Source organism: Nitrospirota bacterium, assembly GCA_023229435.1.
In the GTDB taxonomy this organism is placed as follows: Bacteria; Nitrospirota; UBA9217; order UBA9217; family UBA9217; genus JALNZF01.
The window spans coordinates 39,826-65,114 of the sequence record JALNZF010000018.1; the positions used below are offsets into that span (position 1 = coordinate 39,826).

24 protein-coding genes are annotated in these 25,289 nt (G+C 52.6%); 19 read left to right on the forward strand and 5 right to left on the reverse strand.

Translation table 11 applies throughout. From position 1 onward, the window contains the following. The first annotated feature begins 223 nt into the window (after nucleotides 1-223). The 14 genes from nuoE to M0R70_11885 all read left to right on the forward strand — a co-directional run bounded on the left by nuoE (nucleotide 224) and on the right by M0R70_11885 (nucleotide 16,185). Nucleotides 224-712: an NADH-quinone oxidoreductase subunit NuoE gene (gene nuoE / locus M0R70_11820; GenBank protein ID MCK9420054.1), complete on the forward strand. Its 489-nt coding sequence runs from the start codon at nucleotides 224-226 to the stop codon at nucleotides 710-712. Further along, nucleotides 696-2,594 carry a 4Fe-4S binding protein gene (locus M0R70_11825; GenBank protein ID MCK9420055.1) on the forward strand — a complete coding sequence of 633 codons (1,899 nt, stop codon included), beginning with the start codon at nucleotides 696-698 and terminating at the stop codon, nucleotides 2,592-2,594. Before nuoE ends, M0R70_11825 begins: the two co-directional genes overlap by 17 nt. Continuing rightward, complete coding sequence (locus M0R70_11830; GenBank protein ID MCK9420056.1) at nucleotides 2,575-3,255, forward strand: 4Fe-4S dicluster domain-containing protein; 681 nt, start codon at nucleotides 2,575-2,577, stop codon at nucleotides 3,253-3,255. The genes M0R70_11825 and M0R70_11830 overlap by 20 nt, the downstream gene beginning before the upstream one ends. A gap of 151 nt (nucleotides 3,256-3,406) precedes the next feature. Next, nucleotides 3,407-5,569, forward strand: coding sequence for a molybdopterin-dependent oxidoreductase (locus tag M0R70_11835; GenBank protein MCK9420057.1), 2,163 nt, complete (start codon nucleotides 3,407-3,409; stop codon nucleotides 5,567-5,569). 142 nt (nucleotides 5,570-5,711) lie between these two features. Beyond that, entirely contained in the window at nucleotides 5,712-7,691 is a 1,980-nt protein-coding gene (gene cooS / locus M0R70_11840) for an anaerobic carbon-monoxide dehydrogenase catalytic subunit (GenBank protein MCK9420058.1), read from the forward strand. Nucleotides 7,692-7,962: 271 nt separating this feature from the next. Further along, nucleotides 7,963-8,580: a hemolysin III family protein gene (locus tag M0R70_11845; GenBank protein ID MCK9420059.1), complete on the forward strand. Its 618-nt coding sequence runs from the start codon at nucleotides 7,963-7,965 to the stop codon at nucleotides 8,578-8,580. A gap of 178 nt (nucleotides 8,581-8,758) precedes the next feature. After that, nucleotides 8,759-8,959 carry a MerR family transcriptional regulator gene (locus tag M0R70_11850; GenBank protein ID MCK9420060.1) on the forward strand — a complete coding sequence of 67 codons (201 nt, stop codon included), beginning with the start codon at nucleotides 8,759-8,761 and terminating at the stop codon, nucleotides 8,957-8,959. 30 nt (nucleotides 8,960-8,989) lie between these two features. Then, entirely contained in the window at nucleotides 8,990-10,042 is a 1,053-nt protein-coding gene (locus M0R70_11855) for a pilus assembly protein PilM (GenBank protein ID MCK9420061.1), read from the forward strand. Further along, nucleotides 10,039-10,587: a PilN domain-containing protein gene (locus M0R70_11860; GenBank protein MCK9420062.1), complete on the forward strand. Its 549-nt coding sequence runs from the start codon at nucleotides 10,039-10,041 to the stop codon at nucleotides 10,585-10,587. The genes M0R70_11855 and M0R70_11860 overlap by 4 nt, the downstream gene beginning before the upstream one ends. Continuing rightward, on the forward strand, nucleotides 10,587-11,216 hold the full coding sequence (locus tag M0R70_11865) for a type 4a pilus biogenesis protein PilO (GenBank protein MCK9420063.1): 630 nt from the start codon (nucleotides 10,587-10,589) through the stop codon (nucleotides 11,214-11,216). Before M0R70_11860 ends, M0R70_11865 begins: the two co-directional genes overlap by 1 nt. Next, on the forward strand, nucleotides 11,188-11,742 hold the full coding sequence (locus tag M0R70_11870) for a pilus assembly protein PilP (GenBank protein ID MCK9420064.1): 555 nt from the start codon (nucleotides 11,188-11,190) through the stop codon (nucleotides 11,740-11,742). The genes M0R70_11865 and M0R70_11870 overlap by 29 nt, the downstream gene beginning before the upstream one ends. Further along, nucleotides 11,739-14,048: a type IV pilus secretin PilQ gene (gene pilQ / locus M0R70_11875; GenBank protein MCK9420065.1), complete on the forward strand. Its 2,310-nt coding sequence runs from the start codon at nucleotides 11,739-11,741 to the stop codon at nucleotides 14,046-14,048. The genes M0R70_11870 and pilQ overlap by 4 nt, the downstream gene beginning before the upstream one ends. A 24-nt stretch (nucleotides 14,049-14,072) precedes the next feature. Beyond that, entirely contained in the window at nucleotides 14,073-14,651 is a 579-nt protein-coding gene (locus M0R70_11880; protein ID MCK9420066.1) for a hypothetical protein, read from the forward strand. A gap of 244 nt (nucleotides 14,652-14,895) precedes the next feature. Further along, complete coding sequence (locus tag M0R70_11885) at nucleotides 14,896-16,185, forward strand: diguanylate cyclase (GenBank protein ID MCK9420067.1); 1,290 nt, start codon at nucleotides 14,896-14,898, stop codon at nucleotides 16,183-16,185. A 325-nt stretch (nucleotides 16,186-16,510) separates the two neighbouring features. On the opposite strand, the gene rpsU is transcribed toward M0R70_11885, so the two are convergent. From rpsU to der, 4 genes are all read right to left on the reverse strand, one after another. Further along, nucleotides 16,511-16,711 (reverse strand): 30S ribosomal protein S21, encoded by a 201-nt coding sequence (rpsU, locus tag M0R70_11890; GenBank protein MCK9420068.1) that lies wholly within the window; start codon nucleotides 16,709-16,711, stop codon nucleotides 16,511-16,513. A 3-nt stretch (nucleotides 16,712-16,714) separates the two neighbouring features. Then, nucleotides 16,715-17,059 carry an RNA-binding protein gene (locus M0R70_11895; GenBank protein MCK9420069.1) on the reverse strand — a complete coding sequence of 115 codons (345 nt, stop codon included), beginning with the start codon at nucleotides 17,057-17,059 and terminating at the stop codon, nucleotides 16,715-16,717. Nucleotides 17,060-17,135: 76 nt separating this feature from the next. Beyond that, entirely contained in the window at nucleotides 17,136-17,336 is a 201-nt protein-coding gene (locus M0R70_11900; protein MCK9420070.1) for a cold-shock protein, read from the reverse strand. Between the two features lie 161 nt (nucleotides 17,337-17,497). Further along, complete coding sequence (gene der, locus M0R70_11905; protein MCK9420071.1) at nucleotides 17,498-18,859, reverse strand: ribosome biogenesis GTPase Der; 1,362 nt, start codon at nucleotides 18,857-18,859, stop codon at nucleotides 17,498-17,500. Between the two features lie 195 nt (nucleotides 18,860-19,054). On the opposite strand from der, the gene M0R70_11910 reads away from it, so the two are divergent. From M0R70_11910 to holA, 5 genes are all read left to right on the forward strand, one after another. After that, nucleotides 19,055-19,591, forward strand: a complete 537-nt coding sequence (locus tag M0R70_11910) for a DUF4124 domain-containing protein (protein MCK9420072.1) — start codon at nucleotides 19,055-19,057, stop codon at nucleotides 19,589-19,591. Between the two features lie 52 nt (nucleotides 19,592-19,643). Next, nucleotides 19,644-20,330: a PilZ domain-containing protein gene (locus M0R70_11915; protein ID MCK9420073.1), complete on the forward strand. Its 687-nt coding sequence runs from the start codon at nucleotides 19,644-19,646 to the stop codon at nucleotides 20,328-20,330. 63 nt (nucleotides 20,331-20,393) lie between these two features. Further along, nucleotides 20,394-22,871, forward strand: coding sequence for a leucine--tRNA ligase (leuS, locus tag M0R70_11920; protein MCK9420074.1), 2,478 nt, complete (start codon nucleotides 20,394-20,396; stop codon nucleotides 22,869-22,871). A gap of 23 nt (nucleotides 22,872-22,894) precedes the next feature. Then, entirely contained in the window at nucleotides 22,895-23,575 is a 681-nt protein-coding gene (gene lptE / locus M0R70_11925; GenBank protein MCK9420075.1) for an LPS assembly lipoprotein LptE, read from the forward strand. A gap of 126 nt (nucleotides 23,576-23,701) precedes the next feature. Continuing rightward, nucleotides 23,702-24,706 (forward strand): DNA polymerase III subunit delta, encoded by a 1,005-nt coding sequence (gene holA, locus M0R70_11930; protein MCK9420076.1) that lies wholly within the window; start codon nucleotides 23,702-23,704, stop codon nucleotides 24,704-24,706. 98 nt (nucleotides 24,707-24,804) lie between these two features. Here the strand turns inward: holA and rpsT are convergent, their stop codons facing one another. After that, on the reverse strand, nucleotides 24,805-25,074 hold the full coding sequence (gene rpsT, locus M0R70_11935) for a 30S ribosomal protein S20 (GenBank protein MCK9420077.1): 270 nt from the start codon (nucleotides 25,072-25,074) through the stop codon (nucleotides 24,805-24,807). Between the last annotated feature and the right edge of the window lie 215 nt (nucleotides 25,075-25,289).

A 25,289-nucleotide genomic window follows, 5' to 3' on the forward strand; every position in this document is an offset into this window, starting at 1 on the left:
TTCATATGATATTTTTTTATAGTATTTTCTCTTGATTTTTCACCACATGCTTGCTAATATAAACCCCTTTACAAATAATAATAACCCGTTTTACCTTGCGTTCCATGATTACGAAAAACAGCCGCGATGTTCTCTTTTCAGTTCAGTAACACCTTGAAAAATCAGCAGGCAAACCCGTTGTCCCGGTTTTTCTGTTCGCACTTACAATAGGGAGGTCCTTATCGTGCTCCAACAAGAAGACATAAAGAAGGTTGATGCCGTCCTTGATGATGCCGCGGGTCAGCGGGGTATGCTTATTGCCGTGCTCCAGCGGGTCCAGGAGAAGATCGGTTACCTGCCTGAAGAGGCCATGACCATGATCGCCGAGCGGATGTCCCTGTCGCTAAACAATGTTTACGGTGTCGCTTCATTCTACAAACATTTTCATTTCAAGCCCCGTGGCAAGAACATCGTCAAGGTCTGCATGGGTACTGCCTGCCACGTGCGGGGCGCGAAGGCCGTGCTCACGGAGATGGAACGTCAGCTTGGGATCAAGGAAGGCGAAACGACCAAGGACCTGTCCGTTACCCTCGAGACCGTCGGGTGCGTGGGATGTTGCGCGCTGGCGCCCGTTACCACGATCAACGACAAGGACCTGTTCGGCGAGCTGACGCCCAGGATGGTGGACGAAATAATCATTACGGTGAGGAGCGAACATGGAACTCACGTTTAAGCGGCTGGAAAACGTTAACGACCTTGATGCCCTGCGCCTGAAGCTTAAAAAGGAGCATCAAGAAAGCGATGCCCACCGGTTGCGCGTCTGCTGCGGTACCGCGTGCCAGGCCACGGGATCCTTAAAACTTATTGACCAATTCGAGAAGGAAGCGGCCCTGAAGCAGGAGAAGCTCGAGATCGTCAAGACCGGTTGCCAGGGATTTTGCCAGCGAGGTCCGGTGGTGGTCCAGGACCCGCAGGAGATCTTTTACCAGAAAGTGAAGGTGGATGACGTACCGACCCTCTTCTCTGATTCCGTGCTCCACGGCGTATCCTATCGCAAGAAACTTTACCGCGAGTTCCCGTTGTCCGATCCGAACGAGACGGTGGGCGATATTCCCTTTTACAAGAAGCAGAAACGCGTGGCGCTCCACCGGAACGGTGTCGTTGATCCCTGCAATATTTACGACGCGATCCGCGAGGACGGCTATACCGGCCTCGCCAAGGCGCTGACCGGGATGAAGCCCGACGAGGTCATCGATATCATGAAGAAGTCCGGTCTTCGCGGCCGCGGGGGAGCAGGCTTCCCGGCAGGTCTCAAGTGGGAGCATACGAAAAAATCCGGTGCCAAGATCAAGGCGGTGGTGTGCAACGGCGACGAAGGCGATCCCGGCGCGTTCATGGACCGCTCGCTCATGGAAGGCGACCCTCATTCCGTGCTCGAGGGCATGCTTATCAACGCGTATGCCATTGGCGCGCAACACGGCTTTATCTACGTGCGGCATGAATATCCTCTTGCCGTGAAGAACCTCGGCGTTGCCATAACCCAGGCGAGGGCCATGGGCCTCCTGGGCAAGAACATCCTTGGCTTCGGGCTCGAGTTCGACATCGAGATCAAAGAAGGCGCGGGCGCGTTTGTCTGCGGTGAATCCACAGCGCTGGTCGCATCCCTTGAGGGCGAGCGCGGTATGCCGCGTCCCCGTCCCCCGCGCCTCTCCGAAGCAGCAGGCGGCCTTTGGAATATGCCTACTAACTTGAACAACGTTGAGACGTTTGCCAATGTTCCCACGATCATCACCAAGGGGCTCGATTACTACACGAAGATCGGCACTGAAAAATCAAAAGGGACCAAGGTCTTCGCCCTTACCGGTAAGATCAAGAACACGGGCCTTATCGAAGTTCCCATGGGCATCACGCTCCGAGAGATCATCTTCGATATCGGCGGCGGCATGTTGAACCCGGAAAGGCAGTTCAAGGCGGTACAGACCGGCGGACCCTCGGGCGGCTGCATCCCGGCCCAGTTCCTTGACATGCAAGTGGACTTCGACACCCTGGCGACGGTGGGCTCCATCATGGGCTCCGGCGGGATGGTGGTGCTGGATGAAGACGACTGTATGGTGGACGTGGCCAAGTTCTTCCTGTCCTTTACCAAGAGCGAATCCTGCGGCAAGTGTCCGCCCTGCCGTATCGGCACCTGGCAGATGTACGAACTTCTGGACAAGATCACCACCGGACGCGGGGAGCAGGGCGACATCGAGCGGCTTGAGAAAATGGGCAAGATGGTCGTTGCCGGATCGCTCTGCGGTCTCGGGAACAGCGCACCGAACCCGGTACTCTCGACGATCAAGTACTTTCGCGAAGAGTACGAAGAGCATGTGAACGACAAGTACTGCCGGGCCAAGCGTTGCCAGGGATTGGGGTCATACCGGATATTGCCCGAACACTGCATTCTCTGCGGTCTCTGCAAACAGGCCTGCGCCTTTGATGCCGTGGTGGAGCTTCGAGACAAGTTCTTTATCGACCAGGACTACTGTACCCGGTGCAAGGCCTGCTACAGTGTCTGTCCCACTGAGGCCATCATGATCGAGAAGAGGAGGGATCATGTCGCAACAGGAAAATAAATGCCCGGTCAATGCCACGCGGCGGAAGTTGACGTTTTTCTATAATGACGATTCCAAGGACGGCATGTGCTCAAAGTGCCATCCCTGCAAGCTCGGTATTTTTGACGCGATCAAGATCCTCGAAGCGATCCAGACCGGGAAGGGCGAGGAAAAGCACGTTGCCCAGCTCAAACGTATTGCCGTCGAAGTGAAAGACGGCGGTATGTGCAAGAAAGGCAAGGACCATGCCGACATCCTGGCGGCTTTTCTTGCCAACAACGCCAATGACCTCGATCGGCATATTAAGGGTGTCTGTACCTATCACGAGTGCAAGCAGCTCACCCGATACGAGATCAATGCCGCGTTGTGCACCATGTGCGACAAATGCCGCGAGGTGTGCAAGGACAATGCGATCGAGGGCCAGAAGCTGCAACCGTATAAAGGCGGATTCACCCCTTTCCGCATCCGGCAGCAGCGCTGCACTCACTGCGGCGAATGCATCAAGGTCTGTCCCGAGAAGGCGGTCGTGATCATCGAAAAGGACCGCGAGGCGGGAACCGCGGAGCCGGTGCGGACACTGGTCTGTACCTGCGATGTTCGTTCAAAGGCGCTCGGTGGTTTGCCGTCCTGTTCTCTTCATGGGAATATGCCGACAGAAGAGGCCGTGGCGGTAAGTAAGTAAGGATCAAGCACCAATACACAAGCACCAAATGACAAATATACTCCAAATAGCCAAATTTAAAGCTCCAAATTGTTTGATCATTGAGATTTGGTCATTGATGATTATTTGAGATTTGTAATTTGAAATTTGTGATTTTACTGTGGAGGCTGAGATGACGACCAAGATGGTGAACATGGAATTTGACGGCAAGGCCGTGTCGGTTCCCGAAGGTATGACCCTCGTGGACGCAGCGGCGACCGTAGGGATCCATATCCCGAACCTGTGCCATATCAAGGAACTCAGGGGCGTAGGCGCGTGCCGCATGTGCATGGTGGAGATCGAGGGCATGAAGACGCCGGTCACCGGTTGCACCACCAGGACCAAGGAAGGGATGAAGGTCCAGACCAGCACTCCCAAGGTTGAGGAGATCAGAAAATTCGTGACCGACCTGGTGCTGTCCTTCCACCCCCTGGATTGCATGACCTGCCCCAAGGCAGGCACCTGCGATCTCCAGCGCTATGCCGCGGACCTGAAAATCCAGGAATCGTCATTCGGCAGGAAGAGCTTTAATTACCCGTTGAACGACCGAAGCCCCTTCATCACCATCGACAACAACTACTGCATTCTCTGCGGCCGGTGCGTCCGGGTCTGCAAGGAGCAGGGCACGAACGTGCTCGACTTCATGGGCCGTGGCATCATGACCAAAGTGTCGACTGCGTTGGATAAGCCGCTGCACGAGTCAGGCTGCACCTTCTGCGGATCCTGCGTGGACGCCTGTCCCGTGAACACCATCATGGAGCGGGACCGCTGGCAGCACGGCAGGGAGTGGGACCTCGAAAAGCACGAAACGGTATGCACCGCCTGCGGATCCGCATGCAGCGTGATCACGAGCAGCAAGAACGGCAAGATCGTGAAGGTGAATGCGAAAGAGGACAACGGCTACATCTGCGCGATCGGCCGTTTTGGGTTCGATTCTTTAAAAGCGGCAAATCGCATCATGACACCTATGAAGAAGCAGGGTGGAAAACTTGTTCCCACCTCCTGGGAAGATGCAGCCAAGATCGCGGCTGCCGCTCTCAAGAAGGCAGGCGCAAATGCCGGGTTCATCGTTGCCGGTTCGCTCACCAACGAGGAGGCATATGCTGTTCAGGAACTTGCCCGCGAAGTTGCGGGGAGCCCGAATATCGATACACCGGCTTCCGTATACGCAGGCGGCCTGATTTCGGCCCTTCGTGCGGTCTACGGTGACGCGGGCAGCGCCATCGCGTCCCAGGCTGATCTCAAATCCGCTGACGTGGTCGTGGTGATCGGCGCCGACCCGTCGCAGAAGAAACAATCCCTCCAGGAAGCGGAGGTCATGATCCGGAGAAGGGCCCAGGCAGGAGCAAAGATCATTGTGGTGAACCCGGGGAAGATCGAGCTCGCCGGTCATCAGAATGCCATTCATCTTCAGCTCAAGGAAGGGACCGACACGGTCCTTCTCGCGGGGCTTATGAGCGCCGCGATCGCGGAGGGAGCAACGTTCCCGGCAAAAGGGTTTGATGCCATGAAAAAATCGCTCCTCAGCGTCGACAGTGCCGCGTCTACGTCGGGTGTTTCAGCTGAACTGCTCACGAATGCGGGCAAGGTGCTTGCCGCGGCAAAAGCGGCGGTCGTTATCATCGGTACCGGCATCTCGTCGAACGAAGACGCTTCGCTCCAGGCCTTGAACCTCGCGCTCCTGAAAAATGCAGGGGTGTTGCCGCTTATGGTTGAAGCGAACGCCCTGGGAGTGATGCAGATGGGTTGCGTGCCTGACAGGGGTCCCGGCGCGGCCAAGGTGAAAAAATTTGGCAAGGGATATCGTGAAATGAGGTCCGGCATGAAAGTGCTGTTTGTTGCCGGAAATGTGGGTGATACTGATTTCAAATCCGACATGATCATTGTGCAGGCAAGCCATATGACACCGCTTGCGGCAAAAGCGGATCTGGTGCTTCCCATGACCGCTCTCTATGAGAGGCAGGGGACGGTCATGGATACCTATGGTATGGTCAAGACCGTTGCCCAGGCACAGCATCCTGCGGGCGAGGCAAAGGATGGTCTGGAGATCGCTGCCGAGATCTCGGCGGCAATGAGCAAGACAAAGGCCTTCAAGGCAAAAGATATCACTGCTGCAGTCAAGAAAGTGAAGGCAGGGAAGATCGGGGCCGGGTCCTTCAAGCCGGTGGCTGCAAAGGCCGCTCAACCGAATGCCCTATACGCCTCTGTGCTTATCATGGCCATGAACCAGGGCCTGCTGGCAGGTTCCGGCGTGTCCAAGGTGCTGCTGGTCAAACAGCCGGTACTTCAGAAATAGGCAGGGGTTTGGGTACCAAGACGACCTTCTTCTGCAATTTTGCGGATGCAACGTGCGGTGGTTTTATTCTTTGTTCTGTATAATGCACAGGCTTAAAACAGGGGATGCTTAGTTTCCTTCAGGAAAGGAGTTTTGAAACATCATGAGAGAAGACCAGAAATCAGTTGACCCGGCTGCCCAAGCCCTGCTGAAGGTCGCGGGGTTGAAAAAAATAGAGACCTCGTTCGAGCGGGCGGAAAAGCTCAAGCCGTGTCCCATCGGACACCAGGGAGCCTGCTGCAAGATGTGCCACATGGGACCCTGCCGTCTGGTTGGCAAGGAAGATGAGGCCGTGGGTATCTGCGGAGCGTCCCTGCCGGTCGTGACGGCGAGAAACTTTGCGCGCATGGTGGCCGGAGGCACTGCGGCGCATTCGGACCATGCGAGAGACCTGGCCAACACCCTGCTGGCGGTTGGGCGGGGCGAGGCAAAGGATTTTCAGATCAAGGACGTTCGCAAGCTGAACCGTGTTGCCGGATATCTCGGGATTAACGTGGAAGGTAAGTCCGTGAACGAAGTGGCCGAGAAGGTTGCTCTCAAGTTTCTTGATCAGTTCGGCCAGCAGCGGGGAGAACTCGCCTATCTGTCCCGTGCACCCAAGAAGCGGCAGGAGATATGGAAAAAGCTCGGCATTGCTCCGCGCGCTATCGACCGCGAAGTCGTGGAAATGATGCACCGGACCACCATGGGAGTTGATCAGGAAGTGAACAACATCATGCTCGGGGCTATGCGCACGGCGCTCGCGGACGGCTGGGGCGGTTCCATGATGGGTACGGATATCTCCGACATCCTGTTCGGCACTCCAATGCCGGTCAAGGCAAAGGCCGGTCTTGATGTGTTCAGGGAAGATTATGTGAATCTTGTGGTACACGGTCATGAGCCGTCATTTGCCGAGATGCTGGTTGTCGCTGTAGACGATCCCGAGATCTTATCTTATGCCAAGTCCAAGGGCGCTAAAGGCGTGAACCTCGTGGGCATGTGCTGTACAGCGAACGAGATCCTGGTCCGCCACGGCATCTCCACTGCCGGCGGATTCCTGCAGCAGGAGCTTGGTCTCCTGACCGGGATGGTTGAGGCCATGGTCGTGGATGTGCAGTGTATCATGCCTGCCATCGGAGAACTTTCAAAGAAGTTCCATACCAAGGTCATCACGACAACGAATAAAGGTAAAATGAAGGATGCCATTCACATTGAATACGATGAGCATCATGCCTTGGATCTTGCGAAGAAGGTTGTCCGAATCGCAATCGATAACTTTCAGAACCGTAAAAAGGAAGATGTTTCACGGGCCAATGTCAAAACAGCCGACATGATCGCCGGGTTCTCTGACGAGTACATCGAGTACATGCAGGGCGGATTGTACCGTGCCTCCTATCGACCTCTGAATGATGCCATTATCGCCGGCCGCATCCGCGGTATCGTCGCTATTGCGGGCTGTAATAATCCGAGGATTTGCCAGGACAGCATCCATAATTTTCTCACCCGAGAATTGATCAAGAACGACATACTCGTTGTTCAGACGGGGTGCTCGGCCCATGCGTCGGCCAAGGCGGGCTACATGACGCCGGAGATGGCGCTTGAGAATGCAGGCCTCGGTCTTCGAGAGGTTTGCGAGGCCATTGGTATCCCGCCGGTGCTCCATTTGGGCTCCTGTGTGGACAACTCCCGCATTTTGACCATTGCGTCGAAGATCGCGGAAGAGGGAGGTCTCGGAGATGACCTCGGCGGCCTGCCGGCGGTCGGGATCGGACCCGAGTGGATGAGCGAGAAGGCCATCGCCATCGGGACTTACTTCGTTGCTTCCGGTGTGCCGATCATCTTTGGGGCGGGTTCTCCGGTCAAGGCGAGCAAGACGCTCACCGACATTATGGAAAACAAGTGGTGGGACATGGTGAGTGCAGGGTTCTACTTTGAAGAAGATCCGGGCAAGATGCTCGAACTGGCGCTGAAGCTCATCGATACAGCCAGAGAAAAGCTCAAGATCCGCAAGTACGAGTCCGGCAGGTTCGGCACCGAGCGCGTGCTTATGGATATGGCGGCACGGCGTGGTACCTTCGCTACACCGCACGGTGTGGATGTATAAGATTTACCATCAGGACACTCTAGAGGAGAGGCCGAGGAGGCCTCTCCTTTTTTATTGTAACTTCTCAGATTGGCCGCAGAACGCAAAGAACTCAAAGAAAGAACCTGAAACCATGCATTTCAGCTTTAATCCTCTCTGCGATCCTTGCTGCTTCTCTAAGTGGCCGGTTCATTATTTAGGCCATTCGCGGCTAACAGATTTTGACCTGAGCAGATACTTTTTATTTATCTGCGAGGGTAAGAAGAGCTCAGGCAGGGCGAGAGGATAAACCATGTATCGCGGCGAGAGGCTGAATAGTATCACCCATCTGCTGGGATCCGTACTTGCGCTTATTGGCCTCATTTTTCTGGTGGTTCGGGCAGCTCTTGCCGGCGATCCCTGGAAGATTGTCAGTTTCAGTATATTCGGTGCAACGCTCGTGGTGCTGTATACCTCTTCTGCGCTCTACCACAGTATCCAGGGAGCATCAAAGAGGTTATTCCAAAAATTCGATCACATCGCAATTTACCTGCTCATAGCCGGAAGCTATACGCCTTTTACCCTCGTTACCCTGCGCGGCGCCTGGGGCTGGTCTCTGTTCGGTGTGGTCTGGGGGCTTGCCGTGATAGGTATTCTTCAAGACCTCCTGTTTGTGAAACGGAAAGGCATCCTCTCAGTGGTAATTTACCTGCTGATGGGCTGGATCGCAATGGTCGCTTTTCGCCCGCTCTCTCTCGCACTTTCAGGTGCGGGCATGACCTGGCTGGTTACCGGGGGACTGTTCTATACCATAGGGGTTATCTTCTATGCCCTGGACAAAAAACTTGTTTACAGCCATGGGATATGGCATCTCTTTGTGCTGGCTGGCAGCGCGTGCCACTATTTCACGATTTATCTGTACGTCGAATAAAAACGTTCGTCCGCTTGTCCCACATCTAGTGTTTTCCTCTTTATCTCGGCACAATATCTCGTACCTTGTTGCCAGTTTAAAAAAAAGATAAAAAAAACTTGACAATTACTTTTTTTTGAGTATCATCATAACTATACTTACTATAACTATTCGTAGTGAACTAACCAGTGAGGGTACCATGGCCGCCCGCAAAAGAGCGAAAAAGTATAAAACTAGCGAGATCTGCAGCCGGTTCGATATCTCTCGGGCTACACTTTTTCGATGGGAGAGCGACGGGTTGCTGTCAGGGGTAGATCGTGACTGGCGGGGCTGGAGAGTCTATAGCGAGACCAACCTGCGGGCTATCGAAAAGATCATGAAGAACAAGAGCGCCGGTTGATAAGACGTATCGTCTGTTTGTGGAGCGATAATGCTTTTTTCAAAAAAAATTGAGCCGATCGCATTGGACATAGGGTCAACCTTTATTAAACTTGTCCAGTTGAAGGGTTCGAATAAAAACTATCAGTTGATAAAATTCGGCATGGTGCCGTTGCCGCCCGAGGTAATTGTGGAGGGCGCGGTGATGGATGCCGGCCGCGTGGTTGAGGCCATCAAGGAGCTTCTCGCTTCCCAGAAGGTAAAAACCAAGGAGGTCGTGATATCGGTCTCCGGCAGTTCGGTCATCATAAAGCGCGTCTCTGTTGCCGATATGACCGATGAAGAGCTGGCTGAATCCATCAAATGGGAGGCCGAGCAGTACATTCCCTTTTCCATTGATGACGTGAATGTTGATTTTCAAAAGCTTGGGGCTGGAGCTGCCGAAGGGCAGGCAGATGTTCTGCTGGTGGCGGTAAAAAAGGATAAGATAAACGATTATGTCAACCTTGTCAAAGAGGCGGGGCTGGAGCCGGTGGTCATGGATGTCGACGCTTTCGCGCTGGCGAACATGTTCGAGCTCAACTATGCAATTGAAGAAGGAACCACGGCTCTTCTCAATATCGGGGCCTCGGTTATGAATATCAATATCCTGAAGGACGGGATATCGATCTTTACCCGTGATATTACGGTAGGCGGCAACCGTTATACCGAGGCGCTCCAGCGGGATTTCGGTCTTACCTATGAAGATGCGGAAAAGGTGAAGAGGGGCGAAGACGTGGAAGGTGCCGATAAGGAGCAGATCTCCGGGGTGATGTCCTCGGTAACGGACGATATAGTAGCCGAGACGCAGCGGTCCTTCGAATTTTTCCGTTCCACGACCGGCAGTGACAAGGTGTCGCGCGTGCTGGTTTCCGGCGGGTGCGCACGAATAGGAAATTTTACCACGGTGCTTTCTGAACGGCTTGAGATACCGGTAGAGGTAGTTGATCCGTTTAAAAAGATCAAGATCGACCCGAAGCAATTTGAATCCAAGGTGATAGCGGAGTCATCACCCCTGTGTGCGGTGGCGGTGGGGCTTGCGATCAGGAGGCCGGGCGACAGATGATCAAAATAAATCTTCTGCCTACTAAAAAGAAGCCTCCCAAGAAGGTTATCGACCTTCAGCAGCAAGTAATCCTTGCGGTCCTCGTCCTTATTCTGGTTCTGATGGCCTTGGGATATTATTGGAAGACGCAAAACGACCGCATTGCCGCGCTTGAGAAGGAAAAGGCGGTCGCGGAAAAGCAGATTGCCGATCAGAACAATATGCTCAAAGAAGTGAAGAACGTCGAAGAAGAACGAAAAAATGTCTCCGAGAAAATTGAAATTATCGAAAAACTGAAAAAGAACCAGGCAGGACCGGTCCTTCTTCTCGATGCGGTAAGCACCGCGCTTCCCAAGGGGGTCAACCTATCATCGCTTTCGGAAAACAACAACAGCGTCAACATCGAGGGGGAAGCTTTTACCAACGATGAGGTGGTGCGATTCATCGATAACTTGAAGGCGTCTCCACTGTTGAAGGATGTCATGTTACTTGAAACAAGTCAGGCAACTAAGGATAAAATCGATATTTACCGATATAAACTCCAGTTTGTCTATAAAGGGTTGTGATGGCATCTTTTATCGATAAAATACAGAAAACTTCCACCAGGACGAGAGCGATCGGTTTCGGCGCGTTCATTGCGATACTCTTGATCGCTTATATTTTCCAGTTCCAAATCCCCATGAATACCAAGATCAAGCAGCTTGAAACCGCGCTTACGGGATTGCAGGATAATATCCGCGAGAACGATAACAAGATAAAAAAACTGGACGTCCTTAGGGCAGAGGTGAAGTCACTGCAAGGACGACTGGTAATCCTTACCGAACAACTGCCTCCCGAGTCTGAAGTCTCCGACCTGCTCAGGCAAATACAGAATCTCGTGAATCAATCGGGTCTTGCGCTCAAATCCTGGAAGCCATCCGGACGTAAGATGCATGCGAGCGGCTTGTACGAAGAAATTCCCATTGCCATTACTCTGACGGGAGGCTATCATCATACCGCATGGCTTTTCGACCAGGTGGGAAAGTTGACACGTATTGTGAATATACTCAATATAAAAATGGACAGTATGAAAATGAGCAATGACGGCAACCCTGAAGTCACCATCACTTGTACGGCAATGACGTTCTCGGCAGTAGAAAAGAAAGTTGGAGTGGAGAAAAAAGTTGATGCAGCGACTAAAAAAACATCGCGCTAAAAAAACGGTCATGGGGTTACTATTGATCCTGTTCCTGTTTGGAGGAGCGGGAATCACTGGCTGTTCCGATTCGGGGAAGCCGTCAGGCTCGAAAACGCCCGCGTCCGTCAAACCGAAACAGCAGGTGATTACCCAGGGGACGGTTACAACAACAGTGGAAAAACCCCAGGTTGCCTATTCTTATAACTCCGTGGGGAGGCGCGATCCCTTCACGCCGATTATCGTTAGAGAAGACCTGAAAGCACAATCCGAAGATCGTCCGCCATTAGAACGGTATAGCATCCATGAATTTAAACTGACTGGCGTTGTTTGGGGCGGTTTTGGATATAACGCAATGCTTGAGGGTCCCGAAGGAAAGGGGTATTTTGTACGCGTGGGAACGATTATTGGCCAGAACAAGGGCATCATAAAAAAGATAACAAAGGATGTCATGGTGATCGAAGAAAAATTCAAAACCATTTCGGGCGAAACGGATCGGAAAGAGATTGTCATTGAGCTCCGGAAAAAACAGGAGGGGATGCAATGAAGTACGCACAACCGCCGAAGGTATCATGGTTAATATGCTTCATCTCTCTCACTCTCGTGCTGTTCACCGGGTGCGGTTCAAAAGCGCCCGGGACGGCGCAGAAGCAGGGGGATCCGGTGCTTCTCAATAGAATCGAACCCCGTGATGTGGACGGGAAAACCGAAATTGTTATTGAGGGGACAGGGCCGATATTGCAATATACGTCTTTCCAGCTAACTGAACCGCTCAGGCTGGTAGTAGATATTTCGGATGCAGACATTAGTAAGTTTACGACAAAAATGGATGTGAACAGCGGAGCCATTGTTGATATTACACCGAGCCAGAAGGACACGATTGCCCGCCTGGAGATAGCCCTTTCACAGGCTGTCGACACCAAGGTATATCAATTAGACGGCAAGCTTATGGTAGAACTGGCTAAGCCGGTTGAGGAAGCAAAGGCGGCGCCTGAAACAGTTGTGCCTGCACCGCAGCTGGAACAGCCCAAGCAGGAGCAAGCGCCTCAGCCAGAGCAAATTAGCACGGCAACGATTGTGTCCGCTATCCAGGCCTCGGCGGATAAAGAAGGCGCAAAGGTGGTCATTCTGGGTGACGGAACGATGTCGCCGAAGGTGTTTATGCTTAAAGACAACAGGCTGGTTGTCGATATCCCTGGTACAAAGAACAAGGTCAGGCCGAGTGTCGTACCCGTACGCAAGGGCGGGCTCGCCAGGGTTCGCGTTGCGCAGCACGAAGATAAAGTACGCGTGGTTTTAGACCTTACAAAGCCGCTTGAGTACACGGTTACCCCCGAAGGCAATACCTTGATCGTTGTATTGGGGCCGATTCTCATGGCTAAACCGGAAGAAAAACTCCCGAAAGAGACTGCTGCAGCGCAAGAACAGGAAAAGGTTTCAACGGTTGAAGTTGAAAAAGAAGTCGCTGTACCTCAGGAGGCCGTAGCAGCTGTGCCCCCTGCGGTCAGCAAAGAAGAAAGAGAAGTGGGGACCGGGAAACAGGGGTTAGCGGTCACCGACAGGACGTTGCTTGCGGGCGGCAGTAAATTCTCCGGCAGGAAGATCTCTCTTGATCTTCAGGATGCGGACCTGATCAATGTCATGCGCCTTTTTGCCGAGGTCGCCAATTTGAATATTATCCTTTCGCCCGAGGTAAAAGGCAGAGTTACCGTTCGCATGGTCAACATTCCCTGGGACCAGGCCATGGATATTATTCTGAAGATGAACGGCCTTGGATACGTGCTTGAGGACAATATTCTTCGCATCGCCTCAGTGGGCGCGCTTACCAAAGAAGCTGAAGATGAAATGCGGTCAAAGGAAGCGAAAAAGAAAGCGGAAGACCTGATAACGCGGATCATCCCCGTCAATTATGCCAAGGCGGCGGAAATCGAGCCGACGATAAAAAAATCGCTTTCTCCGCGCGGAGAAACCGTTACGGATACCAGAACCAATACCCTTATCATAAAGGATATCGCGCGGAACGTCGATGAGGTCGTGTCTCTCATCAAGCTGCTGGACAAGCCCATTGCTCAAATAATGATCGAGGCGAGGATTGTAGAGGCCTCCTTGAATTTCAACCGGAGCCTCGGTGTGCAATGGGGCGGTTCGCAAAAGTCCGACGCTGCGCACGGCAATCCAATTGGTGTTGCATTCCCGAATGCCGTAGGAATCACGGGCGGTCCGACCATGGGAGCAACGCCTTCAGGGTCGGGCAACTACTTTGTCAACATGCCGGCGCCTGCCGGAGCGGGCACGGGCGGCGGAGCGATTGGCTTTACGTTCGGCTCCATCAGTAAATCATTGAATCTTGACCTTGTCCTTTCCGCGCTCGAATCAACAGGAGAAGGCAAAGTCATCTCGACCCCGCGGGTCAGCGCGCTTGACAACAAGGAAGCCAAGATCGAGCAGGGGATTTCCATCCCCTTCTCAACAACATCGGCATCGGGGACGCAGATACAGTTCATTGACGCCAAACTCTCACTCATTGTCACTCCGCATGCGACACCGGACAATAAGATCTTCATGAAAATTCAAGCGACAAAAAATGCACCAGATACCTCGCTCCTGGGTGCTTCGGGACAGCCATCCATACGGAAGAACGAGGCCACAACCGAGATACTTCTCGCAGATGGAGAGACCGCTGTCATTGGCGGTATCCTCGTCATGGACCGCGGCCAGACGATTACCAAAGTCCCGTTCTTCGGCGATCTTCCCCTTATCGGGTGGCTGTTCAAAAGCAAGACGACGAGGGAGGAAAAGCGGGAATTGATCATTTTCATAACGCCAAGAGTGGTAAGGCAGGAAGTGATCTAGAAAGAGAAGGTACGGAGGTCATTGATGAAAAGCATGAGAATAAATACACCGATACTTACATTGATTTGTTTACTGGCATTGACCCTGTTGATTACGGGATGTGGCAGGAAAGAGGCTGAAAGTGCAGGATGCCCATCAGGATCATTTATGGCGAATGCGACGGATAAAATTACCAGTACAGGAATTTGTGGTTGGAAAGATTATGTGTATGCAGGGGGTTGGTTAGCAGCTAATGGAGAAGGATGTGTTCAGGATCCTGTGTTTACAGTAACGGATATAAACGGTAATCAAAGGAATAATGTATGTATAGTCTTTTCCACAAACGGCATCTGGTGGACTGATCATAGCTACACCACTAAGATAACCAGTGACCAAATAGTACGTACTACGAATGATAGCGGAACGGTTACGTTATATTGGACCACATATCCCCTACCGTTATCAAGCGCCGCGACAAGCACAACTGAAGCTGGGAAGGATTACACATATGTGGCAGCGGCAATTAGTGCTGTTTCAGGAGTAGTATCACATATGGTTAGTGCTGACATAGCTGTGACAGGATGTCCGAAGGAGACATTTGGTCCGCCTGCGTCTTGTCCCTAATATTTTGAATGTTGACTAACATCGTTATATTTTAGGATAGTAAGCTTTTTTGAGCGGGGCGAAATAATCGCCCTGCTATTTTTTATTCAAAAAGAAATGAGTGGTACCAACTGATGATTTGCAGCCTCATTATTGCATCGGCCTCGAGAGGAATATGAGTCTCATCCATACCGTCCTGGAATTTCTAACCCATCGAAGGTTTTTTTCGAAATTAACCATTGCCCGCAAAATGCTTTTAGGATATATGTCCCTCGCAGTCTTTACCGTGGTGCTCATCTATGCCCTCCTGAGTCTTCAGCGGATGAACAGCCTGAACAGTGAAATCATCAAAGGTGATATCCCCGCGCAGGAAACTGCTGACAAGATGCAGGAAGCGCTGCTTGCCCAGGATACCTATGAGAAGCGCTACTTGATCCTCAAGGGCAACGATATGCGCGATCTCTTTCGCAAACGCTCCGATGAGTTTATATACATGATAGGGGTATTACAGAATCATCCTGATTCCCGGTTTCTTCCGGCGTTGATCCAGATCGATAAACTGCACTCACAGTACAACAATCTGTTCGCAAAGGAGATGAAACTCGTCAGGGCGGGGGAGATCCAGGGGGCGACGGCTATATCAAACGGTGAGCTTAAGAAAACATTAGATAAACTCCTGGAGGTGCTGCGGACGATGTCCGCGGAAGCCAAGGTGTCGCAGGATGTCAAGATGACAAAGATCCAGGAGATCGGGAAAACCGCTTTTATTACGACGGCTATACTGTGTATCCTGAGCATCATGCTGGGTATGCTGTCCAGTATGGTAGTAACCCATCATATTTCGTCATCGATCAACAAACTCAGAGAAGCGACCACTCAAATATCAGAAGGGAATTTTAAATATGACCCGGAAATTACCTCGCAAGATGAGATTGGGAGCCTGGCACTGGCTTTTATTGCCATGGGGAAGCGGCTTGGAAAACTCGAAGAGATGTATCTGGACGCAAGCCCGCTTACCCGCCTGCCAGGAGGAATTGCAATCGAGAATGTTTTGAAACGGCGCATCGAATCAGGGAACGCTCTTGCGTTTTGCGTGCTTGATATTGATAATTTCAAATCTTTTAATGATCACTATGGTTATGCACACGGTAATGTAGTCATTAAAGAGACGGCGAAGATCATAGAGACCACGGTCCAGTCTAAAGGTACGCAGAATGATTTTGTCGGACATATTGGAGGAGATGATTTTGTTGTGATCACCACTCCTGCAAAGATGAGGGATGTGTGTTCCGAAATCATACAGTCTTTTGATAAGAGAGTTCCTCAGTTCTATGATCAGACCGATCGGGCCAATGGGTTTATCCTTGGCAAGAACCGGCAGGGGGTAGAACTAAAGTTCCCTCTCATGACAATATCCATAGCCATTGTAACGAATGAGCATCGCGCATTAGGCAGTTCCATTGAAACATCGGAACTTGCTGCTGAGCTTAAGGATTATGCCAAGACGATTCCCTCAAGCGTGTATGTGGTGGATCAGAGGCGTTCTTCCATTTAATAAACGGCGTCGATACAGCAAATGAATGGCAAGTGAAAAATGGTTTAACTCCGCAAGAAGATGCAATGCACGAAAAGACGCAACAGTTTTGATGCATAGACAGGCGCGGTGGAAGAGAGAGTCGCGGCGTTATAAGGCAATGAATATAGTAAAATAAAAATCAAATACGAAAAATGCTGTGATTGGCCGATAACTCATGTTGCAATGGAGTACAAAAGGGGAATGTAAAGCAGGAAGGAATAATAACCCGGAGAGGACGGTCCTCAAAATGCGTATGAAGGCACACCCTTATCTCCGGGAATAACGCGAATGAAAGTGATCGATGCTATGCTTTGTTCTGTCTGCTATTTCTCAGGCTCTTCTGCTTCCTCTTCTGCGCTTCAATCCGTTTTCGTTTCTTTTTTATTGAGGGTTTTTCATAAAAACGCCTGTTTTTCAGTTCCCTGAAAAGGCCATCATTTTGCATCTTCCGTTTGAGAAGCCTGATCGCTTTCTCAATATTCTTATCGTCAACTCGTATTTCCAAGATTTAATATTCCTTCCGCCGTCCGCCGGAGCCACCACCACGGTCGAAGCCGCCCCTTCCGCCGCCACCGGGCCTGCCTCCACGTCCCCCGGCACGCTCAGTCTGCGGCCGTGCCTCGCTCACATTCAGCGCACGATCCATAACGGTTGTTCCGTTCAGGGTCGAAATGGCCTTGTCCGCATCGTCATCGTTCGTCATCTCAACGAAGCCGAATCCCTTTGACCGACCGGTACCGGCATCGGTAATGATCTTACACGACTGCACCTCTCCGATGGGAGTAAAAACATTTTTGAGTTCTTCTTCAGTAATAGTGTACGACAAATTGCCGACATAAAGTTTCTTAGCCATGTTGCCCTCCCGTGTTTTTGTTGAATCTCACAACTGCTGTAATGATCGATGATGGATCCCTAAAGAGCGAGGGTCATTATTGTTTTACGACATTGACCGCCTGGAGACCTTTGGTGCCTTTTTCAACATCGAAACTGACCGCATCACCTTCCGCCAAAGACCTGAAACCGTCTCCTTGTATTGCCGAAAAGTGGACGAAAACATCATTCCCCTCATCGGTGGTGATGAATCCAAAACCCTTTGCATCATTAAACCATTTTACTTGACCGTTTGACATCTGTTCCTCCTTAAGTGATCAGTGGCTGACTCGTTTGAACAAAAAAAAGACTGCAAACTAAAAAGGTAGTTTTTGCAGCCGACAATTAACAAAAACCCATAAATCTCTTTATTTGCCTATTCTGTTGATAATAATACTCGGTATTTATCGGGAAAGTCAACTTATTTTTTCAGGTTTTTGCTTCTGCCCCGCGGTTTCTCTTCTCGCCGGCTTTTTGCAAATATCCTCACGGGTGTACCGTGGAAATTGAACGCCTCGCGCAGGTTGTTCTCAATATAGCGCAGGTATGAGAAATGGACGCCCGCCGGGTAGTTGACAAACACGACGAATGTCGGAGGTTTGATCCCCACTTGTGTGGCATAGTAATATTTAACGCGTTTTGCACGGTACAGCGGCGGTTCGTGCCGTGCAACGAGCTGCGAGAAGACCTTGTTCAACTCGGCGGTCGGTACGCGTCGCTGGGTCTCCACCATCACTTTGTCGATCTCTTCAAAGACCTTGGTGATGCGCTGGCGGGTGGTTGCCGAGATGGTGATCACCGAGGCGTAATCAGCGAATTTGAGCCGCTGCCGAACATCCGTGATGAACCGCTTGTAACCCTCTTCCTTGTCAGTCACCAGGTCCCACTTGTTCAGGACGAGGATGATCCCCTTGCCGGCCTCATGCGCAAGTCCCACAATCCGCTCATCCTGCTCGGTGATGCCTTCGAAGGCGTCGATCAACACGAGCGCCACGTCCGCCCGTTCAATTCCCTTCATGGCGCGCATGACGCTGTATTTTTCCACCCCGCGGCTGATCTTTCCGCGGCTCCGGATGCCCGCCGTATCCACGAGGATATACTGTTTCCCATAATACGTATAAATGCTGTCCACCGCATCCCTGGTCGTCCCGGCGACGGGGCTCACGATCATCCGGTCTTCGCCCATGAGCGCATTTACGAATGACGATTTTCCGACATTTGGCCGTCCGATGATGGCGATCCTCGGAATTTCCAGAACCTGTTTTACTTCAGATTCCTGAGGTGTTTCCGGCAGGAGACTGCCAAGCGCGTCCATGAGGTCGGAAAACCCCTGGCCGTGCTGGGCCGAAATGGGATAAAGGGTATCTATGCCGAGGCGGTAAAAGTCCGGGATGAGCCCTTCGTGCCGCTCTCCGTCAACCTTGTTCAAGGCATAGAGAACGGGCTTGCCCGAGGCCCTGAGACGGTGCGAAACCTCAATGTCCGCCGGGAGCAGTCCCTCTTTGCCGTCCATCAAGAAGATGATGAAGTCGGCCTCCTCCACGGCGAGTGTGGTTTGCTCGCGCATCCTCGTGTACATGACGTCTTCGGTCTCCGGCTCGAACCCGCCGGTGTCCACGAGAAGGAAGTGTTTCTTCATCCACTCGGCTTGGGCGTAGTTTCGGTCCCGCGTCACCCCGGGCATGTCATCGACGACGGCGAAGTTCCTGCCGATGATCCGGTTAAAGAGGGTGGATTTGCCGACGTTCGGACGGCCGACTATGGCGACAATTGGTTTAGGCATAGGGTTCGCGCATTCAGCAGAGGGCGTGGAGCAGAGCGCATGGAGTTACGTGCAAAGGCACATCAGACTCTACGCGCTTTGCGCTATGCACGCAGGTTTGCACTATAACACTTTTGTTCTCGGCAGCACAAGAAAAAACCTTGCGAAGCCCTGTTATTTATGTTATTTTTCTAAGTCACTCAAGAGGAGGTCTCCATGCGAAAAGGTGCTGTCCTGACAGTATGTATGCTTCTTTTGTCCGTTTCTCTTGCCCGTGCCGAGTTTTATCGCTGGGTTGATAAGGACGGAAAGGAATTCTTTACGAATGAGCGGGAACAGGTGCCGAAGGAATATCAGAGCATTGCAACGGCGGTGAATCCGGATGAAAGCAGGGTCAGCGTGGGAGAGAAGTCTTTTGCCGCCGGGAAACCATCAACCTCCCTGAAAGTTCACAAAGACAAATATGGCAAGGGAGAGGAACACTGGCGCAAACGGGCGCAGAAACTCAGAAAAGAGCTGGACGCCTTGCAGGACAAGTACGACCTTGTTCTGAAACAGGAAAAGGAAAATGAAGATAAGCCGAAGAATTTGGCCGCCAATAAAAGTGGGACCAAAAAGAAGGCCCGAACGAACCTCGACCGAAAGAAATCATCACTCGAGAAGGACCTTGCCCGGAAAAATCATGAGCTTGAGGTTGAACTGCCCGATGAGGCGCGGAAGGCCGATGCCTACCCGGGGTGGATACGGGAATAGTGCGGCGTGCGGATGAACTTGATATGCTCTCGCTCTACATGTGCGCCATAGAATGAAAAAGATCATCATCGCTCGGGACCTCCTGGATGACCTCGAGGAAGGCAATACGATCTTCAAAAGGAGCGACATCACGTTCTTTCCCGCGGGGTCTTCCGAGGACATACTCGATCTTCACGGTGTCGAAAGAGCGGACCTCATCATTACCGAGGCCGCCTTGCCGCTGATGGGCGGAGCCAAGCTCTGCTCCAGGATACGGAGCGATGCGGAGTTGAAGTATGTATCGATCATTATCATCGGTGACGAGACTGAAGACTCCGTGTCTCAATGCAAGGAAGCGGGCGCCAATGTCGTCATCCGGAGGCCGCTGAAACCCGGCATGCTTTTGTGGCAGGCATCCGAGCAACTAGTCATACCGCATCGAAAGGACATGCGGGTCTTGCTGCGCGCTTCCATAAAAGGCATGGAAGGGAACACCCCATTTTTTGCGAAGTCCGAGAACATCAGCCTCTCCGGGATGCTGCTGGAAACAGATCGTATGCTCCAAAAGGGCGACCGGCTGACGTGCTCGTTTAATATCGCCCACAGTGAGATCTCTCTGACATGCATGGTCGAACGGGTAGAAACAACCGCGTCGAAGAGAAACCGATATGGGGTGAGGTTCCTGAACTGTGATACAAAGGCTCTGATCATCATTGAGAACTTTGTCAAGGCGCCGAAAGTCGGAAGTTCAAAAGAGTAGAAGGACGTTTCGTGGTTGATCGCTCTGTCCGGGCAGTATGCTGAAATATCGAAGGAGTATCTGTTGGAAGAACGGTACGATTGTAAAAAAATCGAAGAACGCTGGCAGCGCTCCTGGCAGGAGAACAAAACCTTCACGGTAACGGAAGACGCCTCGAAGCCCAAGTACTATTGCCTTGAGATGTTCCCGTACCCATCCGGCAGGATCCACATGGGGCACGTCAGGAACTACGCCATCGGCGATGTGATCTCGCGCTATGAACGGATGAGGGGATTCAATGTCCTTCACCCCATGGGATGGGACTCCTTCGGCCTCCCCGCGGAGAATGCGGCCATCAAGCACGGCACCCACCCCCAGAAATGGACCATTGAGAACATCGCATTCATGCGGGACAAACAACTCAAACGCCTTGGCCTTTCCTACGACTGGGACCGGGAGATAGCCACGTGCCTCGAGGATTATTACCGCTGGAACCAGTGGTTCTTCATCAGGATGTACGAGCGCGGCCTTGCCTACAGGAAGCTTTCGTATGTGAACTGGTGCCCGTCGTGCAATACGGTGCTCGCGAACGAGCAGGTGGAGGACGGCCTTTGCTGGCGCTGCAGCACGGTGGTGACGCACAAGGAACTGGAGCAGTGGTTCTTTAAGATAACGGCCTATGCCGAAGAGCTTTTGTCCTCGCTTGATAAACTGACCGGCTGGCCCGAGCGCGTGCTTACGATGCAGCGGAACTGGATCGGCAAGTCCACCGGCGTGGAAGTGGATTTCACGGTCGAAGGCACGGGAGAGAAGCTTGCGATATTCACAACCCGTCAGGACACGCTCTTCGGCGTGACCTTCATGAGCATTGCGCCCGAGCATCCCAAGCTGGAGTTGCTCATCAAGGGGAAAAAACAGGCCGACGAGGTACGGGTGTTCTGTCAGCGTGTGATGAGCGAAGATAAGGCCAGCCGCACTGACGAGAAACAGGAAAAAGAGGGGGTCTTTACCGGCGCCTATGCGATCAATCCTTTGAACAACGAAAAAGTGCCGATCTGGGTCGGCAACTTCGTGCTCATGGAATACGGCACGGGCGCGATCATGTCCGTTCCCGCCCATGACCAGCGTGACTTCGAGTTCGCGAAAAAGTACGGTTTGCCGGTCCGCGTCGTGATCCAGGACCTTGAAAAAGATCTTGTCGCGGACACGATGAAGCAGGCCTATACGGATGACGGCATCATGGCGAACTCGGACATCTTCGACGGGTTCACGAACGTCGTTGCAAAAGAGAAGATCGCAGACCATATAGAATCGAACAAACTCGGCAAGCGCACCGTGAACTGGAGGCTCCGTGACTGGGGCATCTCACGACAGCGTTACTGGGGCACGCCGATACCGATCATCTACTGCGGCCGGTGCGGAACGGTCCCCGTTCCTGTTGACCGGCTTCCGGTCAAACTGCCGATGGATGTGGAATTCACCGGCAAGGGGCTCTCGCCTCTCGTGGAGTCGAAATTCTTCCAGGAAACCATGTGCCCGACGTGCGGAGGAGCGGCCCGTCGCGAGACGGACACCATGGACACGTTCGTGGACTCGTCCTGGTATTTTCTGCGCTACTGCTCGCCGAAGGAGGACAGGGCGCCCTTCAGCAAAAAGGCCGCCGGGTACTGGATGAGCGTTGACCAGTATATCGGAGGCATCGAACACGCAGTACTTCACCTGCTCTATGCGCGGTTTTTCACCAAGGTGATCCGAGACCTCGGCCTCTTTGACGGAGACGAGCCGTTCACGAACCTCCTGACCCAGGGCATGGTGATCAAGGACGGCGCCAAGATGAGCAAGTCCAAAGGCAACGTGGTGGACCCGGATTTCATCCTCACAAAGTACGGCGCCGACACGGCCCGGCTCTTCTCGCTTTTTGCCGCGCCGCCTGAGCGCGACCTTGAATGGAGCGATCAGGGCGTGGAGGGGGCGTACCGTTTCCTGCACCGGGTCTGGGCGATCGTGTACAAGAATTTTACGGCGGTGAGAGAGGTGAGGCCCGCCGGGGTTGAGGCGAGGGGAGATCCACTTTACCGGAAGACCCATCTGACCATCAAAAAAGTGACCGAGGACATTGAGCGCGAATTCCATTTCAATACCGCCATCGCGGCGCTCATGGAGATGGTGAACGAGATGTATGAGTATACGTCGGGCGGCAACTTCAGCCGGAACAGGCAGGCTCCCGTGCTTCGCCTGGCGATCGACACGCTCGTGCTGCTTATATCGCCCTTTGCCCCGCACTTTGCCGAAGAACTCTGGGAAGCGCTCGGCGGTAAAGAGAGCATCGCGAACGCACCCTGGCCGCAGTATGATCCCCAGGCAATCGTGGCCACGGAAATTACGGTCGTGGTGCAGGTGAATGGCAAGGTCAGGGGTAAGCTTACGCTTCCCGCCGGTACTTCTGATAAGGACATCGAAGCAGCGGCGCTTGCTGACTCCAAGGTCCGGGAGTTCATTGCCGGCAAATCTCCCCAAAAGGTAATTGTGGTGCAAGGCAAGCTGGTGAATGTGGTGGTGTGAAGTGCCATGAGGGACGAGGGGGGATGATGAGGGACGGGAGACGAGAGACGAGGGACGAGAGACGAGGGATGACGGACGAGGGACGAGAGACGAGGGAAGACGGATGTAGGAAGAAAGCGTCCGTCGTCCTAGCGAGCGCTGCGAGCGGTCGTCCATCGTCCATCGGGTTAAATGGCGATCGTCCATCGTCAATCGTGTTGGTCCTGGTCGCCTTGTCGATGCTGCTCTCCTCCTGCGGATACCGGTTCGCTTCAATGGGAGGGATCGTGCCCGAAGATGCCAGGACCATCGCCGTTCCGGCGTTCATCAACAACACCGCGGAGCCCTATGTGGATGTCGAGGTGACCAAGGCTGTGGTGGATGAGTTCCTTGCCGATGGCCGGCTGAAGGTAGTGGACGCGGATACAGCCGATCTGGTGCTCAAGGGGAAGGTGACGAAATTCGAGATTACCCCGTCCGCCTATTCGACTGATAATTATATTCAGTCCTATACGGTCAGTATTGGAGTGAATGTAACGGTAGAGGAAGTAAAGACCCATAAGAGTATCTGGCAGGAAACGGGTGTTGGTTCGGTCTTCAACGCGGGCTATGGCGTATCGATCGGCGACATCACCGCCACGAAGATCGCAAAAGAAGCGGCCCTTAAGAATGCAAGCCGGGACGTGGCGTCGACGATTCGGAGCCGGTTGCTGGATGGGTTTTGACGAAACGTTCAAGGTTCAAAGTTCAAACAAACTCAAAATATCAAAAAAACCATTTGGCATTCGCTCATTTGAAATTGGTTTGATATTTGGATTATTAACTTTGACATTGAATGTGTATAAAGGCATATGCTTAAATATCAGGACCTCATATCCAGCCTCAAGCGAGGGAAGATCCTCCCCCTCTACCTGTTCTTCGGCGAAGAGGAATTCCTGATCCAGGAGGCAATCGATCTGGTCATCAATAAGGTCGTTGATCCGGGGGCCAGGGACTTCAACTTCAATACTCTTTACTGCAAGGACACGTCATCCTCCGAGCTGGTGAACCTTTGCCAGACGCTTCCCTTCATGTCCGAAAAGCGGCTCGTGATCGCGAAAGAGATCGATGTCTTCAAGGCAGCTGACCTTGAAGAGCTGATTCCCTATCTCAACGACCCTTCCCCCAGCACCTGCCTGCTCATGCTCTCGAACCAGCCGCGGTATGAAAAAAAGGCCGTCACCTCCGCGGTGGAGGCCCACGGCGCGGTGACACGGTTCTATGCCTTGTTAGACCGTGAGATCGTTGCCTGGATCGAGGAGTGGGCAAGGGCGCGGGGTCTGTCCATACGGCGCGACGCGGCCCAATTCCTGTGGCAGACCCTCGGGAACGACCTCCAGAAGATCGGCAACGAACTCGAGAAGGTCCTTATCTCCTTAAAGGAGAAGAAGACCGTTACCGTTGATGACGTCAAGACCGTGGTCGGGGACTTCCGGGAGTATTCCTCCTTCGACCTCGCGGCCGCGCTTGGGCAGAAAAACCGGGAAAAGGCCTTCCTCATCCTTTCGCGGCTGATCCAGGAGGGCGAAGCGCCGGTTGGCCTGCTTGGCTCGATCGCCTGGAACTTCCGCAGGCTCATGCAGGTAAAGGCTCTGGAGGCCGCAGGTATGGCGTTTAATGATGCAATGAAAAAACTTAGACCTCCCGTGATCTTTCATCAGGTCGACTTGTTCAAATCACAGGTGACGAGCTATACCCTGGATGAACTGCGCGAGGTCTTTGCGGTCATGCTGTCAACGGATAAAGCGCTCAAGTCGAGCGGTTTGAACGGAAGACTGGTCCTGGAGCGGATGATCCTGAGAGTGTGCGGGGGATAGGGGTAAAGCCGAAGGTATGAAGGTAAGAGGGTAAGCGATAGGAAGCCAAGCATATTCTCAACTTCCTATCTTCTTATCTTCTCAACTGCTGATTTTGGCTACGCAGCCGTGATCTTGCCCACCTTGGTCGACAGGCGTGAGATCTTCCGGGAAGCGGTGCTCTTGTGCAGGATTCCCTTTGACGCGGCCTTGTCATAGGCTTTCATGGCATTCACCATGGCCACTTTGGCTACCTCGGCGTTCTTGGCCTCAATGGCCTGCTCCACCTTCTTTGACAAAGTTTTGAGCTTGGATTTCGCGGAGTTGTTGATGAGCTGCTGCTTGTCGGCTTGTCGCTGCCTTTTGATCACTGATTTATGAATTGCCACTTCTTACCTCCTTTATTTGGTTAAAACCGGAACCATCTTGTAACACAAAGGGCTGTTTGGTGTCAAGAAAAAAATCCTTTTTGTCAAGCCAAAATAGAAATGTCCGGTTTTAGGGAACAGTGATTGGCTGTTCCTGGTTTCTTCGTTTTAGTTTCAGATACTTTCTCCAAGGATGATTCGCAGGCGGAATCCAGACTGTTCTTTCCTGCAGCAGG

Bases quoted from the DNA above. Each gene is read 5' to 3' on its own strand.
- M0R70_11825 (MCK9420055.1), top strand. From the start codon at position 696: ATGGAACTCACGTTTAAGCGGCTGGAAAACGTTAACGACCTTGATGCC.
- M0R70_11830 (MCK9420056.1), top strand. From the start codon at position 2,575: ATGTCGCAACAGGAAAATAAATGCCCGGTCAATGCCACGCGGCGGAAG.
- M0R70_11835 (MCK9420057.1), top strand. From the start codon at position 3,407: ATGACGACCAAGATGGTGAACATGGAATTTGACGGCAAGGCCGTGTCG.
- cooS (MCK9420058.1), top strand. From the start codon at position 5,712: ATGAGAGAAGACCAGAAATCAGTTGACCCGGCTGCCCAAGCCCTGCTG.
- M0R70_11845 (MCK9420059.1), top strand. From the start codon at position 7,963: ATGTATCGCGGCGAGAGGCTGAATAGTATCACCCATCTGCTGGGATCC.
- M0R70_11850 (MCK9420060.1), top strand. From the start codon at position 8,759: ATGGCCGCCCGCAAAAGAGCGAAAAAGTATAAAACTAGCGAGATCTGC.
- M0R70_11855 (MCK9420061.1), top strand. From the start codon at position 8,990: ATGCTTTTTTCAAAAAAAATTGAGCCGATCGCATTGGACATAGGGTCA.
- M0R70_11860 (MCK9420062.1), top strand. From the start codon at position 10,039: ATGATCAAAATAAATCTTCTGCCTACTAAAAAGAAGCCTCCCAAGAAG.
- M0R70_11865 (MCK9420063.1), top strand. From the start codon at position 10,587: ATGGCATCTTTTATCGATAAAATACAGAAAACTTCCACCAGGACGAGA.
- M0R70_11870 (MCK9420064.1), top strand. From the start codon at position 11,188: ATGCAGCGACTAAAAAAACATCGCGCTAAAAAAACGGTCATGGGGTTA.
- pilQ (MCK9420065.1), top strand. From the start codon at position 11,739: ATGAAGTACGCACAACCGCCGAAGGTATCATGGTTAATATGCTTCATC.
- M0R70_11880 (MCK9420066.1), top strand. From the start codon at position 14,073: ATGAAAAGCATGAGAATAAATACACCGATACTTACATTGATTTGTTTA.
- M0R70_11885 (MCK9420067.1), top strand. From the start codon at position 14,896: ATGTCCCTCGCAGTCTTTACCGTGGTGCTCATCTATGCCCTCCTGAGT.
- M0R70_11895 (MCK9420069.1), bottom strand. From the start codon at position 17,059: ATGGCTAAGAAACTTTATGTCGGCAATTTGTCGTACACTATTACTGAA.
- M0R70_11900 (MCK9420070.1), bottom strand. From the start codon at position 17,336: ATGTCAAACGGTCAAGTAAAATGGTTTAATGATGCAAAGGGTTTTGGA.
- der (MCK9420071.1), bottom strand. From the start codon at position 18,859: ATGCCTAAACCAATTGTCGCCATAGTCGGCCGTCCGAACGTCGGCAAA.
- M0R70_11910 (MCK9420072.1), top strand. From the start codon at position 19,055: ATGCGAAAAGGTGCTGTCCTGACAGTATGTATGCTTCTTTTGTCCGTT.
- M0R70_11915 (MCK9420073.1), top strand. From the start codon at position 19,644: ATGAAAAAGATCATCATCGCTCGGGACCTCCTGGATGACCTCGAGGAA.
- lptE (MCK9420075.1), top strand. From the start codon at position 22,895: ATGATGAGGGACGGGAGACGAGAGACGAGGGACGAGAGACGAGGGATG.
- holA (MCK9420076.1), top strand. From the start codon at position 23,702: ATGCTTAAATATCAGGACCTCATATCCAGCCTCAAGCGAGGGAAGATC.